Origin of the sequence: Endozoicomonas sp. ISHI1 (genome assembly GCF_024606225.1) — a bacterium.
In the GTDB taxonomy this organism is placed as follows: domain Bacteria; phylum Pseudomonadota; class Gammaproteobacteria; order Pseudomonadales; family Endozoicomonadaceae; genus Endozoicomonas_A.
The window spans coordinates 109,976-125,776 of sequence record NZ_JAGRPU010000014.1; the positions used below are offsets into that span (position 1 = coordinate 109,976).

The following is a 15,801-nucleotide window of genomic DNA, read 5'->3' on the forward strand; positions in this document are numbered from 1 at the left end:
TCATCATGCAGATGACCGTTGAAAAACTTCAATCCGAGCCTTCAGTAACAGCAAAGATTGCCAGAAAAAGCCAGCCCAGCATTAATGAGACGCCACCCAGAGGAGTGATCGCACCCAACCAGCTGATTTCTGTGAGGGCAAGAATATAAAGACTGCCGGAAAAGAGGATGATACCTGCCAGAAAGAGTCTGGCGCACCATTTCAGTTTTCCGGAATCTTTGAAGTGGATGGCTAGAACGGCTACCAGAATCAGAGCCAGACTGTGGTAGAACTGGTAATCAGTCGCTGTTGCCCATACTTCTATATAACGTTCGGAAAGTTGCGTTTTCAGGGCATGAGCACCAAATGCGCCCAGAGCCACAGAGATTAGACCGCAGAGGGCGCCGGACAACAGGTAGCGTCGAGTCATTTTTTGTCCGTAACTTTTGAAGGCAACAGATCAACAACACTGCCCGCTGCGAGTCTCAATCCTTCCTGAAAGTACAGAGAGCTTTTTTCATGATCATCCATGTGAGCCAAAAGACGTCCCAGCTCGTTATAGGTATCGATCCGTTTACTCAGTCTCAGGCTGGCTTCAAAGTACTCTCTGGCTTTACCCCAGAGTTCATTACGGAGAGACAGGCGACCCAGAGTGAGTAGAAGATCGGCGTCGTTGGGTCTTTCATTGAGCATGGTTTCGGCAAAATGCAGCTGCTTACTCACATCCTTGCCCTTGATTTTTCCATAAAGCAGAGCCATGTCACCGCTGTAGTGTTTCTTCAGATTGTCCCTAAGCAGAACTTCTGCTTTTTCTTCTGCTCCCAGATCCGTCAGGCACTTTCCATACCGGTAAATCATGGCGGAATTATGCTTCTGGTTGGACGACAGACTGTTCCAGATTTGGGTTGCAGGTTTTATTTTCTGATCCAAAGAGGTAAAACTTCGTCCATTATTAAAGGCCTGATTGAATAGAGCTTCAAAGCACTGAAGCTCAATGGTCCGATACTCTTCATCGGAAACGACTTTTTGCTTTTTCAGCTTGGGTAAAAGAGCCGCGAGAGATTGCCAGTCATTGAGGCGGGTATAGGTCTGTTTCAGCATTTTCAGAACATAGGCATGTCGTGGGACTTGCTTGTGCAGCTTGGTCAGGGTGGCCAGTGCCTGCTCCAGTTGACCTGATGAGAGCTGAAGCTGAGCTTGGGTAATGCCAATAGCCAACTCTGCACCGGGCTCCTTGTGATCGGCCTGACGGAGGTATTCGGCAGAGGCTTCAAGGTCACCGTTTTCATGAGCTGCACGAGCTGCGGCAAGATAATTCAGTAAAGGTGAGGAGCCATAGTCAGCAGCCTGCGAAAGCAGTCGCTCAGCTTTCTTCCAATGCCCCTGAGTGAACTCGACAAAGCCCCGGGTTGTCAGTTTACGGGCTCGTCTTTCTTTGGCACTGGACGTCATTGGATAGATAAAACCTGTGACGTCGAAAATGAGCCTCAGGATGATCCAGACCAGCCAGAATGCACCTATGGCAAGCCCAATCAACAGAAAAAGTCCCCACAATGTGCTTTCGAACGTTGTCTTGTTGTACGAGATAAGCACATAGCCGCTGTCATGGATCATGACGTTTGCCAAGCCAAAAGTAATGCCCAGAATCGCCAGGAAGATGATAAAACCCTTCATGTTTCTGGCTCCTCTGAAGAGTCAGCAGGTGCTTGCGGGGGCTGAGAATATTCTGACTGGTTTTCAGTGGCTGTCTGATCAATCCCTTCAGGTGTTTTTTCGATTGAGCTGTTCTGAACAGTCTGTGCACTCTCTGAGGATTCAGTTTGCCCCGAGGTGTTTTTTTCATTCTGCGGGGTCTCAGTTATCAGGCTGGATTTCAGCAAGTTCAAAGCACGGCTGATATTGACGGTGACAGGTTTTACGGTGACTTTGTCCAGAGCCTTCAGCTCGTCCAGCATTGCGGTGGCCTGAGCCCCTGACAGCGAGAAGTATTTTTCTATCCAGTCTGAAGCCTGTTGCAGACTACTGTTGTAGATCGCCTGCTCTCTGGAGAGAACTGACAACTTGGCCTGTTCCAGGATTAGCTGAAGGTTTTGGCGAATCAAAATATTCTCTTCGGGTGACAACAGTGACGTGATTTTTTGATCACGATCCGGGGTGAATCTGAACAGCCGGACAAAGCTCTCCCGGGTATTGTTCAGCATTGAGAGGGCGACAGTCTGCCAGTCGGTGGTCTCTGAAGATGGAGTAGATGGAGCGCCTGTGGATGGCGTCTCAGAGGGCTTTGATACCGAGATTGAAGCTGATTTCAGGGGCTCTTTTTCCATCAGGGGCAGTTCGTCAATCTTCTGGGTGAGCGCTTCAAGCTTCAGGTAAAGACCTTCCTGATCAAAATCCGGGAGGCTGTTAAGAGAAGCAATATCTTCTGCCAGAGCTTCCCTCACGGGATACAAATTGTAGTTGTCCAGCTCAAGCAGCATTTGATCAGCACTGTTAAGGAGAGCCTTGGCTGAGTGGGTATCAGATGTCATGAGCAGGCGCTGATTGGCCAGTCTGAGCAGGTATTCTACTTCTGCCAGCTTCCAGCCATCCTGACTGTTGCCGGTGAGTTCCTGAAGGCTTCTGGTCAGACTGTCGGTGCGCTTCAGCAGGCGTTCACTTTGACTTTGCTGTTCGTCGAGTCCGGTTTTGATGGGCGTGAGTTCACCGTTTATTTCAGTGAGTCTGGCCTGAACCCGTGCAATCTGGGTTTGTTGCTGTTCCTGTCCTGCTATCAGAGCGGGTTGCTGCTGCTCCCATTGCATGAACCGCCAGCCAATACTGCCACTTAAACCCAGTGCAATAACCGCAATCAGCAAGGCCAGGATAGATAGTTTACCTCCTGGTTTTGATGCTGATTGTTGAGGCTGTTTTCCGGAGCCTGTCGATGTCGACTTGCTAACCTGTTTTTTTGAAGGCTCTCCAGACCTGGCCCGATGTGTCGGTTCAGCTTGCTCGAGTTTTCTGGCGTTCTGATCTTTCTTGCTCACGTTAACCCTTCGCTGTTAATCAGGTTCAGTACCGAGACCATGGCGTGATTGTTGGCACCCTGAGCGGTATAAACCCGTTTGAATGCTTGAGCCTCTGGCATTCTGGCAATTCTTTCGCTGGGAACCACCAGACAGCACTCCTGACTTAAAGCAGGAGAAAGGTAGTCTGTGGTATTGGCCAGAATCTCACCACTGCTGGTCAGTATGACATTAATAGCATGATCTTTGATCAGTCTGTTCAGATAATCTTTCGGGTAGTCCGGCTTCTGGCGTTCATAAACTTCCAGGCAATCCACCCGGGCTCCCCGATTACTGAGGGTAGTCTCCAGCAGCTCTCTGCCGCCTTTGCCTTTCAGAATGAGTATCTTTTCTCCGCTGACCTGCTGAAGACTCTCCAGTTGCAGCAGGGCTTCGCTGTCTCCGGGCTTTTGTCGTACTTCCGGGCAGGCGGCCTCAATGTTGTTGCTATTTAGCCATTGTCGTGTTTTTGGGCCGACGGCATACCAGTCGATCTTCAGGGGCATTTGTGGCCAGTAATTCTCTATGTGCTCCAGGCCCAGTCTGGCGGCATTCTGGCTGATGGCAATGATTTTACCGTATTGATCCAGCTGTAATATTCGGTCTCGCAGTGCCTGACTCTCTGCCACCGGCTGAATATGGATCATCGGCAAAGACCATGCCATGGCCCCCTGATTCTGAATCATGGCAACCAGTGGTTCAGCCTGCTCCCTGGGGCGAGTGACCAATGCTCTGATCTCACGATTGTTTATCATGACATGGCTCACATTAATGCAGCAACTCTGCGAGAATGCGGTCTGCACCTTGCTCCAGCAAGGATTCTGCCAGCTGGACACCGCCTTTCTCCCCATCGGAAGGTGCACAATAGACTTCTGCGCTCAATATGACTTTGCCGTCCGGCTGACCCACCAGACCCCGGATGAAGAGCTGATCGTTGATGAGTTCAGAATAGCAACCAATAGGTACCTGACAGCCGCCATTTAATTTTCGGTTCATGGCTCTTTCCGCAAGCACTCGTGTGGCTGTTTCTTCATGATGCAGTGGGGCCAGAAAGTGTTTCACCGCTTCATCGTTTGAACGAATCTCAATACCCACTGCACCCTGGCCTGCCGCTGGCAGACTCAGTTCAGGGGGAAGCGCCGTTTTGATCCGGTCTTCCATTCCCAGTCTGATTAACCCCGCTGCCGCAAGAATAATGGCGTCATACTGACCATCGTCAAGCTTGTTCAGGCGTGTGTTGACGTTGCCTCGCAGGAATTCAATCTTCAGATCCGGTCTTTTTGCCAGAATCTGGCATTGGCGGCGCAGACTGGATGTGCCCACGATTGCGCCTTCAGGCAGCTCGTCCAGCTGGTTATAAGTGTTGGAAACAAACGCATCCAGTGGGTTTTCACGAGGACAGATAGCGGCCAGTCCAAGCCCCTCCGGAAGCTCCATAGGAACATCTTTCATGGAGTGCACGGCGATATCGGCCCTGTTCTCCAGCATAGCTGTTTCCAATTCTTTTACAAACAGGCCTTTGCCACCGACTTTGGCCAGAGGTGCATCCAGAATTCGATCACCCTTGCTGGTCATTTTGACCAACTCCACCCGGATACCCGGATGAAAGTGCTCCAGACGCTCTTTGACGTATTCAGCCTGCCAGAGGGCCAGGGCGCTTTTTCTTGTAGCGATGCGGATGGTTTTCATGAAGAGACTTTCAATCAATAAAAAGGACAACGATGGCTGAATGGCGCTTTAAAGCCTGCGGAATGGTCTACTCGGTAACGGGTTATGGCCAGTATACAGGTTCACTCATCATTGAAGAGATTCAGTGTTTGGGATAATACGATAGTCTTTAGTTGTGACCAACATTTACTTTCTTACCAAGCGGTTGATGGAAGAGAAAATAACCACTAGGTTGTTAATCCAGCGGAGGAGTTTATGACAGACCTTTATAGAACCGACTATATGCTCTGGGTGGAAGAGCAAAAAAAGCTGCTGGCTGCCAGACGTTTTGATGAACTTGACCTTGAAAATTTGCTGGAAGAATTAGCAGATATGGGAAAAAGTGAGCCAAGGGCTTTCAAGAGACATCTTATTCAGTTACTGAGCCACTTGTTAAAATGGGACTTTCAGCAGAATCAGGTCAATGACCTCAGGAATATGGATCATTGGTTTCGCAGCTGGGTGGATACGATTCAAATTTAGAGGTATGCCGCAGCAGCAGTCCTGGCAGATAATCCCAACCTGCAGTCAAAACAACAGGCTATTTACCTTGAAGCCTATCAACAGGCCCGAATACTGGCTGCCAAGGGCTTGAACAGTTATGTTGATTCGAGACATTTTACATCGAAAGATTTTCCTGAAGATTGTCCGTGGAGCCTTGAGCAGGTTATGGGTGAAGACTTTTTGCCCGAAGCCAGACTCAGTTAAGCCCGGCACTCACGGGCTTCAAAGCGATTGCATGAACTTCTTCATCAGTGGCACATGTCTGCGGCTTACTGAAAGAGGCTTGTCGACGCCACTGAGTTGGATAAAGAAGTGGCCCTGCTCGTCACGAATCATCCTTTCTATGGCCTTTCTGGCCACCAGAGCATTCCTGTGGACTCTAACAAATCTGGAACTAAACTCGGACTCCAGATCTTTCAGTGGGTCATCAATGAGCACTTCCCCGTTCTTGTGATAAACCGTGATGTATTTGCTGTCTGCCATAAAATAGTAGATATCATCCAGAGGCACCAGCTCTATCCCTCTGAGCGTTTTGGCCGCGATGTGGCTGCGGGCATTATCATTCAGGTCTTCTTTAAGGCTCGCCAGCTGCAGTCGATTAACTTTAGCAGCGCCAATCAGCGCTTGTTGCAGATCTTCGATCTTTACTGGTTTCAACAGATAGCCAACCGCCTGAACCTGAAAAGCTTCAATGGCGTGAGTATCATAAGCGGTACAGAAAATGACAGCGGGCGGACGCTCCAGCTTGCTGATATGAGCGGCTGCTTCCAGACCTCCCATAACAGGCATACGAATATCCATTAAGACAATATCTGGCTGGTATTTACGACAAAGCTCCAGAGCTTCTATGCCATTACCTGCATCGTACTCCAGAGCCTGAAAGCCCTCTAAACGTCCTAACAGGTGTCGCAGGCGGTCTCTTGCCAGCGGTTCATCATCGGTGATCAGTATGTTCATGGTTATTGCCACCGTAAGGGTAAGTGATCAATGTTTCAAACTCCTGAGTATCTCCACTCTCACCCTCAAACAGCTGAGCTTTTACACTGGCTTTGTTACCAAAAAGCATATTCAGTCGGGAGCGGATATTGGCCAGAGCCAACTGATTTCCCTGAGCCCCTTTGGCAAAGCTGGAAGGGTTACTCTGAACCGGGTTTCTGACTCTGATAGTGATGTTATCGTTGCTCCTGCCAATATCTACACTCACAGTGCCACCTTTTTCCAGTGGCTGGATGCCGTGATAAACCGCATTTTCAACAATGGGCTGCAATGTGAGGGGGGGAATGAGAACGTCCTCAGGGATTAACTCAATATTCCACCGGGTTTGCAGACGGCGTCCCAGTCTGTGCTGTTCAATTCTCAAATAGCGCCGACAAAGCTCGATCTCTCGACTCAAGGCAATGCTCTTGCCATGCTCCTGAAGGCTGGAGCGAAAGAGATCCGACAAATCTTCAACGGCCTGCTCTGCCTTGTCCTGGTCAATATGAATCAGGCTGGCGATGATGTTCATCGAGTTAAAAAGAAAGTGAGGGCGAATCCGAGCCTGCAAAGCCTCAAAGCGAGCGGCATGGCTGGCTTTCTGCTCTTTCCTGGCTTCCTGTTGGACGTAGAAATAGCGCAGAAGCATGGCTGTAATGATCAGAGCGACGGTGACATGCCTGACCAGCTGGTTCCATTCCGGATAGATATCAATAAAAGCATCCCGCCATAGAAACCACTGCGCCGCGAGAGTGAATACCAGAGTGATGATGCCCACGACACCAAGGCAGCTGCTGATGATAACCGTCAGTTTCTGACGCTTCAGAACTGGCCTGAGCCGGCATAGAACAGCGCCTGATACCAGAGATATCCACTGGACAAATAGGGAAGTCATGGCCAGACGATTCCAGTCCAGGTCGTCCGGGGCGGGCAGAGTGAGTACCTGGATCAGGACAAAAAGCTCAGACACCAGAACCAGCATAAAGACGGCACCGGGGGAGCATAAATCCGGCAGGAAAAAGTCGTCATCGTCCTGAATTCTGTTGGCTTTAAATAGCAAGAGGGAGCATCCTGTCTCTGGTGTCTTTAGATTTATAATAATTCGTAAAAATAGAATAATTATTCTTTTTGGATTGGGCGCGCTATCTAAAATCACCCAGTTACCTCTATAATGCCGGAGCCAGCTTCAGTCATCCACAGTCTGGCTATAAAAATCAGCAGATTGACGTTGCGGGCATCAGGAAGTTGGCCTGCAGAATGCGAAACAGCCATGAGCCGGAAACAGCCATGAGCCGGAAACAGGCATGAGCTCATTAAAGAAAGAGGTAGAAAATGTCCGATAGCAGCAATCAGCAGTGGGGTGGAAGGTTCAGCGAAGGCGTGGATGCATTTGTTGCTCGATTCACTGCCTCTATTGATTTTGATCGTCGCCTTTATCGTCATGATATTGAAGGCTCGATGGCTCACGCTCGAATGTTGCAAAGAACAGGCATTCTGAGCCAGGAAGAACTGTCTGCCATTCTGAGTGGGCTCGAAGGTATCCTGGAAGACATCGAAAACAACAACATCGACTGGTCTATCGAGCTGGAAGATATTCATATGAATATTGAAGCCAGACTGACAGACAGAATTGGTGATGCGGGTAAGAAACTGCACACCGGGCGCTCCAGAAACGATCAGGTGGCAACCGATATTCGTCTATGGCTCAGAGAAGAAATTGACCATATAAGTAATGAGCTGAAACGGTTGCAGACAGGTCTGGTCAATCTGGCAGAGCAGGAAGCTGACACTATTATGCCGGGCTTCACTCATCTGCAAACGGCACAACCGGTGACATTTGGACATCACCTGATGGCCTGGTATGAAATGCTGGTAAGAGACAGTGAACGTTTACAAGACTGCAGAAAACGCGTCAACGTGTCGCCCTTGGGAGCGGCTGCTCTGGCAGGTACAACTTATCCGATTGATCGTGAGTTTACTGCAAAGGTGTTAGGTTTTGATCGCCCATCCAGGAACTCATTGGATTCTGTCAGCGACAGGGACTTCGCCATAGAGTTTTGCTCAGTGGGCGCACTGCTGATGACGCACCTGTCGCGTATGTCGGAAGAACTGGTGCTTTGGACATCGGCCCAGTTTGATTTTATCGATTTACCTGATCGCTTCTGTACCGGTTCATCCATCATGCCCCAGAAGAAAAATCCGGATGTACCCGAACTGGTGAGAGGTAAGACAGGAAGGGTTAATGGTCACCTGATCAGCCTGCTGACATTGATGAAATCTCAACCATTGGCCTACAACAAGGACAATCAGGAAGATAAGGAACCCCTGTTTGATACAGTAGATACCCTCAAAGACTGCCTGCGAGCCTTTGCTGATATGGTTCCACATATTCAGTCAAAGAAAGCAAACATGTCAGAAGCCGCTCGCCGTGGATTCAGCACCGCAACCGATCTGGCAGACTACCTGGTCAGACAAGGCATGCCATTTCGCAATGCCCATGAAGTGGTTGGCAAAGCAGTGGCCTACGGCATTGAGCAGAACAAGGACTTGTCAGAGATGAGCCTGGAAGAACTGACCGTCTTCTCAGACACCATTAAGGAAGATGTGTTTGATGTGTTGACGCTGGAGGGATCTGTTGCTGCGAGGGATCATATTGGCGGCACTGCGCCGGGGCAGGTGAGGTTGGCTGTAAAACAGGCCCGAAAGCTCGCCAATGATAACGCTCCCTGATCCTTCCCGCCTTGAGCCTTGACGAGGCTATTGCAAACCAGCGTCCTTTGCGGGCGCGCACGCCAGTGTAGTGTGATGAGAGCTGGAGTAAGATCAGCTCTTGTCCGGTTTGTGTTGCTAATTCAACAGAAACGGTGATGGATTTGTCTGAAACGGAATAAACAAGTCTTAAACCAAGTTGCCTTAGTTTGATTTTATAAAGGTTTGGAGCACCAGGAACTTTTGCAGAAGGGACGTTTACGCCTGGAGTCGATCTCGGTACCGCGCCCCATAGTTCGGGCAATACGGGACAGGTTGACTGAGCCCATCTGGATGAGGCCAAAAATAACCAGCACAACGAGGTAAATACGGGATTGATGCCAGCCAAGAGAGGTTTTGAGGTGCTTTGCCAGTGAATGAGTGTGTTGCACGATGAGTTAATGGGCTTGCAGAATACCTGCTATCGGACACCTATTAACCTTTTCTTATCAAGCTTTGTCTCGAAATTGTCCCCTGCAGAGGCTCGCGAGGTAGCCGGCAAAGTAGTGCCCTATGTCATTGAGCAGAATAAGGACTTGTCAGAGATGAGTCTGCATGTGATAACAATTTTCTCAGACTCCATTAGGGAGGATGGGTTTGATGTGTTGACGTTGGCCACAGAGTGAGGAATAAACTATCTCTAGAGTACTCCTCACTTAACACTAATGAGTTAAAGGCATACAGTCCACGCCTATCTCTTGAAAATGAGAAACTATTTTTTTAAGCATGGGGTGTTCTTTGTAGTTAAATAAATCATTTCCAATACTGATTATTTTGTTGCTATTTCCATAAATAAGTTTGGCTGTGATCAAGGCTGTGCTGGAAAAACCAATGATATAATCATATTGATTTTTTATCATTAGCAACTCAATGGGTGATGAACCTGAGTATATTTTAAAACTTTTGGAACAAAACTCTATTTTTTTATCATGCCTGTTTGTTGGGTGCGGGATAAATAGTATATCTTTTATATTTTCCGAGCATAGATAACTAAGAAGGTTCTGGTTAATAGCTTTTGAGGCAGCTTCATCTGTAATGCCCGAGTTGGTTAGAGGTTGACCGATGATGAGTGCAGACTTAGTTTCTTGATTGTTGCGTGATATTGAAAATTCTGTTGTAAAGGGTGGGAGGTCTTTTGTCTTCTCTGCTGGTAAGTTTTCTGAGGTTCCCGGAATGGTATAAATATGGGATACCTTGTTGCTCAGCATCCCATGTCTGTCTTCTTTAAAAGGCGTGTACTTTAGACCGATCGCTTTATCAATAAGAGATTTCTTTCTTTTGCTTACTCGTTCTAACTTGTTTTTTGAAAGAGGGTGAATTATCAGGTTAAGAGTTCCGTCAGGTATTATATTAAACGTGACTTTCTTTTCTGGAAAGTGCTTCTTTGAGGCAGCAATGAAATAATTGTATCTTGTGCTGGATATTGAAGTTGAATGAAAATTTATAGATTCTGGGTTGTTGCTTTTAATTATTGAAAAAATGAATTTAATGTTTTCTCGGGTAGATAGCTTTCTTGCAAATATTGAAGATTCTCGATATTTGAGAAGAAAAACATTTTTTAAACCATAGTCTTTTGCTGCTTCGTAATTCTGCTTCTTAAAACAGAAGAAAAAAGAATCAGTGTCTTTGGAAATCAGTATTGAACTAACTAACTGGAATGATGAGTTAATGAAGAAGATATTGATTGATGAGTTCTTTGCTTTCATGGTGGATCAATTCTGTCTATGGATTGGATCATTTTTAATAAAGAGATTGGGGAGGCTGATTAGCTTCATTAATTGGTTTTTTCTTATGAAAATGAATATATAAGCTATAGTAATCTGTGTTTCTCCCCCGAGAACCTTGGCAGGGAAAAGCTTAAGCAGCTTGTAACCTTTTTCATGTGCGGTTTCAATTTCAGAAGGTGTGGCAACACCAGGAATAAAAGGCAAGTTGAGAGTCTCTGACTTTTTTACAACCGTGAGATTGCAACATCTCATTTGAGATCACGGCAAAATCATGAAAGTGTTGGCCTGGCATGGGCTTTAGTAAGGTAGCGTGTACACATTGGCTGTCTTGTGTACTCTTCAGGACTCTTTTGAAGGTTTCCGTATTGTTTAGCAGTATGACTGCAATTTGATCAAATCCTGCCAAGACTTCTGCATCATCATTTCTTCTAATTTGACACTCATCTTTTCTCATCGAAATATCAAGCTTCCAGTGAAGTTTATTCCTGATGCGACATATTCCCTGCTTGATATGGGAGACTAATAATAGAGATTTTTGAAATCAAATCCTGAGCACTCGTGCTGAGGTCATATCCTGATGTTACAGGCATAAGGTGACAGACGTATGAGTAAGAAAACAAATATAAGCTACAGATTACTGGATTCACGGGCTTTCATGATTTCTCCGTGATTTCGTCTGGTTTTTTCGGAATTTCGACGTGGCTACCGCACGAGATGCCATGGCAGAATTATATATGCTGCATTTTTGGCTTCAATAGGTATTAATGTAATTTCGATTGGTAGAGGCTGTGTAAACAATGCCAGAGTCGTCGGTATTATCTTTGGTTTTTGGTGTTTTTACTTGCATGTGTGCGTAGATGTTTTGTTCGAGATGATGCTTTCTAGACAGATGACGAAGGTTCACGATTGTCGAGCGATCTGGAATAGCAAGATCCAGGGGATTCTCCGGCTTGGTTTGGCCGGAGTTATTGCATTTCAAAGTGGAGTTAACACAGGCTCCAAAGTAACAGTCAGAATGATAAACCAGTTTCTCAAGGACGGAAGGCATATACTTCTATGCATTCCTGCCACCGCCCCAAAGATTTTGTTTTTTCACAAGCCTGATCACTTCAAAGGCGAGTGCCTTCTGAGCCTTTTTATCAAATCGCTTATAAGCAAGGTTATAGTGCCTGAAAAAAAGCACTCTATCCTTAGCGGTAAAATGTTTGAAGGATATTCTCTTAATCAACTGGACCAGATTCTTTTTCACCAGTGAAAGAGGCACTTCTGAGTGGAAACTGTTGCGTTCAATATCGATCATAACGAAACGTGGAGGCAGGCTCGGTTCCATCAAAATATTGCCTGCGCGCAGGTCTCCATGAACAATACCTGCTTTGTGCATCTGACCAATATAGTGGCCAAAAGCCTTGATCCATGCTTGACGCATGGGCTCATCATTTTCAGGTTTTTTGACCAGATATTCAGAGGCAGAGCCATTAGGACCCGCTGCAGTAATTAAGTAGTGATTCTTATTTTTGAGCACTCCGGATGCCAATATTTCCGGAATTTCAAACCCCGCATCCACTGCAATTCTGGCCTGTTTCACCCAAACTTCACAACGAGTGCCCCTGATTTTGGACTTAAGAATTTCCAGGTTGCTCTTGGGTATGAACTCTTTGAAGTAGCAGCCAGGAGTGCCGATATAGCGTGCCATTCTGGCCTGTTTGGAACAGCTGATCCACTCCCAGTTGTCAGGAAGGATATTGTTTTCAAGTTGGGAAACATCGTGCTCAAAGTCAGGCTGCATAGAACGGTTTTTTTGCTCACTGGCTCAGACAATCTGATGGAGCGAGAGTATAACAGATAGATCATTGATCTGAGGAGTGATTTATTCTGCAGCTTCCGCTGGGCCGGATCATATTCAAGTCACAACCCAGTCGCAAAAATCAGTGCTGATCGTCATGTAATTCCCGTCTCATTGTCTCTGGTTTAAAAAATACCCGGGAGTGGCATTTTTTAGTTGGCGCAAGCAGCTCACAGAAAAAAACGGTGCGAAAGCCTTTAAGTGATAAGAGTAATTGTCGATGCCGATATAAGCAGCAGACAAACCAGAGGAAACTGTATGCCTGCAGTTCAACCATCTAAAGCACAGACCCATTATCTGCCCAGAGATAATGACTATGTTTATTCTCACAACCGCTTTGGTCGTGGTTGCCACTACGTTGGTCGGTTTCTGTCCCGACCGGTTTCACTGGTCGCCAATTCGGCAACAAAGCTGTTCGCCCATGACCGGCCAGGCAAAAGCAACACGCCTGCCGAAGGTGAGAAACGGAAGCAAAATGTACCACTGTGGGCCAGGAAGGTAGCCCGGGCGACTGCCGTTACGCTATTTCTGGTACCCTCATTGGCATTGGGAGCATTGGGGTTCTCCCTGCGCATGATCGGCAATCTGTTCAGGAACGAAATTTCCCTGATTCAGTCTTCAGTTCCACCCGCAATTTATAATCCTGAGCGGGGCCTGCATTTGATGACCTATAACACTGGCCTGATGCCGTCGTTTATCCGTAACCTGAACGACCTGCGCTCATCACAGCAGCGTAGTCATGAGATTGCCGAAGCATTAACCCGAAATCCTGATGCTACTCCGGATGTTGTCTGCTTCCAGGAGGCGTTTGACCAGCAGGCGACGAAGCAGCTCTGTAAGGATCTCAGTGGCCACTACCACCATATTGTTCACAGTGTTGCGCCCCGGGAAACCGGATTGAGCAGTGGTCTGGCCATTGCCAGCAAATATCCCGTAAAGGAGGCAACATTCCGGCCTTTCTCTGATCTGGCAGCAGAAGACCAGCTGGCCAATAAAGGCTTGCTGCGGATCGTGCTGGATCTCGGCAACGATAAAACGGCCGTTGTTTATAATACCCACCTTCAGGCCAAGGATGGTCAAACCTATGAGGCGATTCGCTATAACGAGCTGCTTCAGATAAGAGCTTGGGTTCAGGAGGATAGCAATAACGACAGGCGTAATAACATACACCACCATGGCACCTTCCTGATGGGAGATCTGAACAGTGCCCGGTCAGACGAGCAGGGTAGGGTGAGTAAAAACTCAGAGTTCGAAAATGCCATGATGGCACTGGGAACAGGTTTCTCTAACAGTTACTACGATACCCATGATGAAGAAAATGATACCCGGCTGGTTGACCGCAGTGAGTCATTTTTTGTCAACAGCGACCAGGCAACCATCGAGCCGGAAGATCGTCGGGAGCCCGATGGAACATGGTATCTTGGCGCCGGGAACAGAATGCATCAACCATGGGGTAGCAGGCGTTGGAAAGATCATCCCGAGGTGGCAAGGCAGTGTATTTATGACTTCCAGATGGTTCATGGGGACACTGAAAAAAAATGGGCATCCCATACAGAAATACGTCAACTGGGGCTCGATGTTAATAATGATCTGGAAAGCGGGTTATCTGACCATTTGCCGGTGTCGGTTATCTATCGGGAAGCGGAAGGATTTTCTGCTGTCATTGCTGGCTTGGAGCTGGAGGATTATAAGGCCCCGAAGGTCAGGGAACTGGTTAATAAACTGAAGCTTGCCTATGGCCATCAGTCCGGTAATCAGATCAGCGAGAATCTGGTTGATCCGCAGTTCGCAGGCGTCAATCCCTTCCATAAAATTGCTGAACTCAGGGATCAGAATAAAGGGGAACCTGATATTGTGAGTGAGCTTAACCGGCTTGAAAAAATGGTCAGGCAAAGCATGAATCCTGTTTCCGGAACGCCTGGGTCGAACATCGGGTAAACTGTAATTTCTGTAATGCGGTTGTTTACGCTATTGTCATTTATTTTATGACATAATGAGAAGTGCTGTTCCTCTATATGGATTCAACGAATGTGTATAGTAAATATCGGTTTTCTATACATGTTCTGATAACCTGTATAGAAAATGGCACTTTCCTATACATGTTGTGAGTCACTGTGACCCCTTACCAACCAACTGATCTACCCCTGCCCCGGGAAAATGAGCTGGAAACACGGCGAGTATTAAAAAAACTGGCTTTAGCCCACCGGCATCTGGCAGAACTTAAAGGAGTAGTACGCTCTATTCCCAACGAAACCATTTTGATCAGCACCCTGACGCTTCAGGAAGCCAAAGACAGCTCAGAGGTGGAGAATATTGTCACAACTCATGATGAACTGTTTAAAAACAACCTGACAGTGCTACCCTACAGCCCGGCAACCAAAGAAGTTAAAAGCTACTCCAGGGCACTGAGCCGTGGCTTCGATACCGTCAGAAAAACAGGAATGCTTCGCTTTCAGGATATTCTCGATATTCAGCAAACACTGGAAGAAAACCGGGCAGGCTTACGCAAATTGCCCGGTACCGAGCTAAAAAACACCTCCACGGGTGAAGTTATTTATACCCCTCCTCAAAACCCGGAAAGGGTTGAGTCACTTATGACAAACCTGGTGGCTTATCTCAATGATCATGGGCTTTCAGACAATGATCCGTTGGTGAAAATGGCGGTTATTCACTTCCAGTTTGAAAGTATTCACCCATTTTACGATGGGAATGGCCGAACAGGTCGAATCATCAATATACTTTATCTGGTCACTCAGCAGTTGCTGGACCTGCCAGTGCTCTATTTAAGCCGTTATATTATTCGAAACAAGGCTCAGTACTACTCACGGTTACAGGCAGTGAGAGACCTTCAGGATTGGGAAGGCTGGTTACTGTTCATGCTTGAAGCCGTATCAGAAACGTCAAAAGAGACCACAACCCTGATTGATGAAATAAAAACCCGGATGCAGGCTGTAAAGCATAGAATGCGTGAAGAACTACCTAAAATTTACAGTCAGGATCTGCTCAATCATTTGTTCTGCCATCCTTACACGAAAATCGAGTTTATTGAAAAAGAGCTGAATGTTAGCCGACTGACCGCCACCAAATACCTGAATCAGCTGTGCAGCAAGGGCTTTTTGCTTAAGCAGAAAATGGGGCGAAGCAATTATTATATTAACGAGCCTCTGGTTGACTTGTTCCTGAATATTGGTCAGTGATCATTATCGATTTGGGAAAGTCAGCTATAGAGACAAGCTCTCAGATCGGTTGCCGAAGGTTACTTTTCTGCATCGTG

At 47.1% G+C, this 15,801-nt stretch carries 14 protein-coding genes and 1 pseudogene; 4 read left to right on the plus strand and 11 right to left on the minus strand.

Features of this window, described 5'->3' with window-relative positions; translation table 11 throughout:
* Positions 1-28: 28 nt before the first annotated feature.
* Genes KBW69_RS10915 through hemC form a run of 5 tightly spaced genes read right to left on the minus strand, consistent with a single transcriptional unit; the run spans position 29 to position 4,712 of the window.
* Positions 29-409, minus strand: coding sequence for a DUF423 domain-containing protein (locus tag KBW69_RS10915; RefSeq protein WP_257255027.1), 381 nt, complete (start codon positions 407-409; stop codon positions 29-31).
* Complete coding sequence (locus KBW69_RS10920; RefSeq protein ID WP_257255028.1) at positions 406-1,653, minus strand: heme biosynthesis HemY N-terminal domain-containing protein; 1,248 nt, start codon at positions 1,651-1,653, stop codon at positions 406-408. Before KBW69_RS10920 ends, KBW69_RS10915 begins: the two co-directional genes overlap by 4 nt.
* Entirely contained in the window at positions 1,650-3,005 is a 1,356-nt protein-coding gene (locus tag KBW69_RS10925) for a uroporphyrinogen-III C-methyltransferase (RefSeq protein ID WP_257280870.1), read from the minus strand. The genes KBW69_RS10920 and KBW69_RS10925 overlap by 4 nt, the downstream gene beginning before the upstream one ends.
* Positions 3,002-3,778, minus strand: a complete 777-nt coding sequence (locus tag KBW69_RS10930) for a uroporphyrinogen-III synthase (protein ID WP_257255030.1) — start codon at positions 3,776-3,778, stop codon at positions 3,002-3,004. The genes KBW69_RS10925 and KBW69_RS10930 overlap by 4 nt, the downstream gene beginning before the upstream one ends.
* 13 nt (positions 3,779-3,791) lie before the next feature.
* Positions 3,792-4,712: a hydroxymethylbilane synthase gene (gene hemC, locus KBW69_RS10935; protein WP_257276337.1), complete on the minus strand. Its 921-nt coding sequence runs from the start codon at positions 4,710-4,712 to the stop codon at positions 3,792-3,794.
* A 234-nt stretch (positions 4,713-4,946) separates the two neighbouring features.
* Here hemC and KBW69_RS10940 point away from each other — a divergent pair.
* Positions 4,947-5,438: pseudogene (locus KBW69_RS10940) on the plus strand (DUF29 domain-containing protein).
* Positions 5,439-5,456: 18 nt separating this feature from the next.
* Here the strand turns inward: KBW69_RS10940 and KBW69_RS10945 are convergent.
* Both KBW69_RS10945 and KBW69_RS10950 read right to left on the minus strand, forming a co-directional pair.
* Positions 5,457-6,191: a LytTR family DNA-binding domain-containing protein gene (locus KBW69_RS10945; protein WP_257255033.1), complete on the minus strand. Its 735-nt coding sequence runs from the start codon at positions 6,189-6,191 to the stop codon at positions 5,457-5,459.
* Positions 6,169-7,269, minus strand: a complete 1,101-nt coding sequence (locus tag KBW69_RS10950; RefSeq protein ID WP_257255034.1) for a sensor histidine kinase — start codon at positions 7,267-7,269, stop codon at positions 6,169-6,171. Before KBW69_RS10950 ends, KBW69_RS10945 begins: the two co-directional genes overlap by 23 nt.
* Positions 7,270-7,541: 272 nt before the next feature.
* Between KBW69_RS10950 and argH the strand changes: the two genes are divergently transcribed.
* On the plus strand, positions 7,542-8,939 hold the full coding sequence (argH, locus tag KBW69_RS10955) for an argininosuccinate lyase (protein WP_257280871.1): 1,398 nt from the start codon (positions 7,542-7,544) through the stop codon (positions 8,937-8,939).
* 680 nt (positions 8,940-9,619) lie between these two features.
* Here argH and KBW69_RS10960 read toward each other — a convergent pair.
* From KBW69_RS10960 to KBW69_RS10975, 4 genes are all read right to left on the minus strand, one after another.
* Positions 9,620-10,663 (minus strand): alpha-2,8-polysialyltransferase family protein, encoded by a 1,044-nt coding sequence (locus KBW69_RS10960; protein ID WP_257280872.1) that lies wholly within the window; start codon positions 10,661-10,663, stop codon positions 9,620-9,622.
* Positions 10,664-10,669: 6 nt separating this feature from the next.
* Positions 10,670-10,936, minus strand: coding sequence for a hypothetical protein (locus KBW69_RS10965; RefSeq protein ID WP_257280873.1), 267 nt, complete (start codon positions 10,934-10,936; stop codon positions 10,670-10,672).
* Between the two features lie 499 nt (positions 10,937-11,435).
* The gene (locus KBW69_RS10970) at positions 11,436-11,732 is read right to left on the minus strand and encodes a hypothetical protein (RefSeq protein ID WP_257275372.1); all 297 of its coding nucleotides are present in this window, start codon (positions 11,730-11,732) and stop codon (positions 11,436-11,438) included.
* A gap of 6 nt (positions 11,733-11,738) precedes the next feature.
* Positions 11,739-12,377, minus strand: a complete 639-nt coding sequence (locus KBW69_RS10975) for a lipopolysaccharide kinase InaA family protein (protein ID WP_257280874.1) — start codon at positions 12,375-12,377, stop codon at positions 11,739-11,741.
* Between the two features lie 408 nt (positions 12,378-12,785).
* On the opposite strand from KBW69_RS10975, the gene KBW69_RS10980 reads away from it, so the two are divergent.
* Both KBW69_RS10980 and KBW69_RS10985 read left to right on the plus strand, forming a co-directional pair.
* Positions 12,786-14,465: an endonuclease/exonuclease/phosphatase family protein gene (locus tag KBW69_RS10980; RefSeq protein WP_257280875.1), complete on the plus strand. Its 1,680-nt coding sequence runs from the start codon at positions 12,786-12,788 to the stop codon at positions 14,463-14,465.
* A 176-nt stretch (positions 14,466-14,641) separates the two neighbouring features.
* Positions 14,642-15,724 (plus strand): Fic/DOC family N-terminal domain-containing protein, encoded by a 1,083-nt coding sequence (locus tag KBW69_RS10985; RefSeq protein ID WP_257255176.1) that lies wholly within the window; start codon positions 14,642-14,644, stop codon positions 15,722-15,724.
* Positions 15,725-15,801 lie beyond the last annotated feature (77 nt).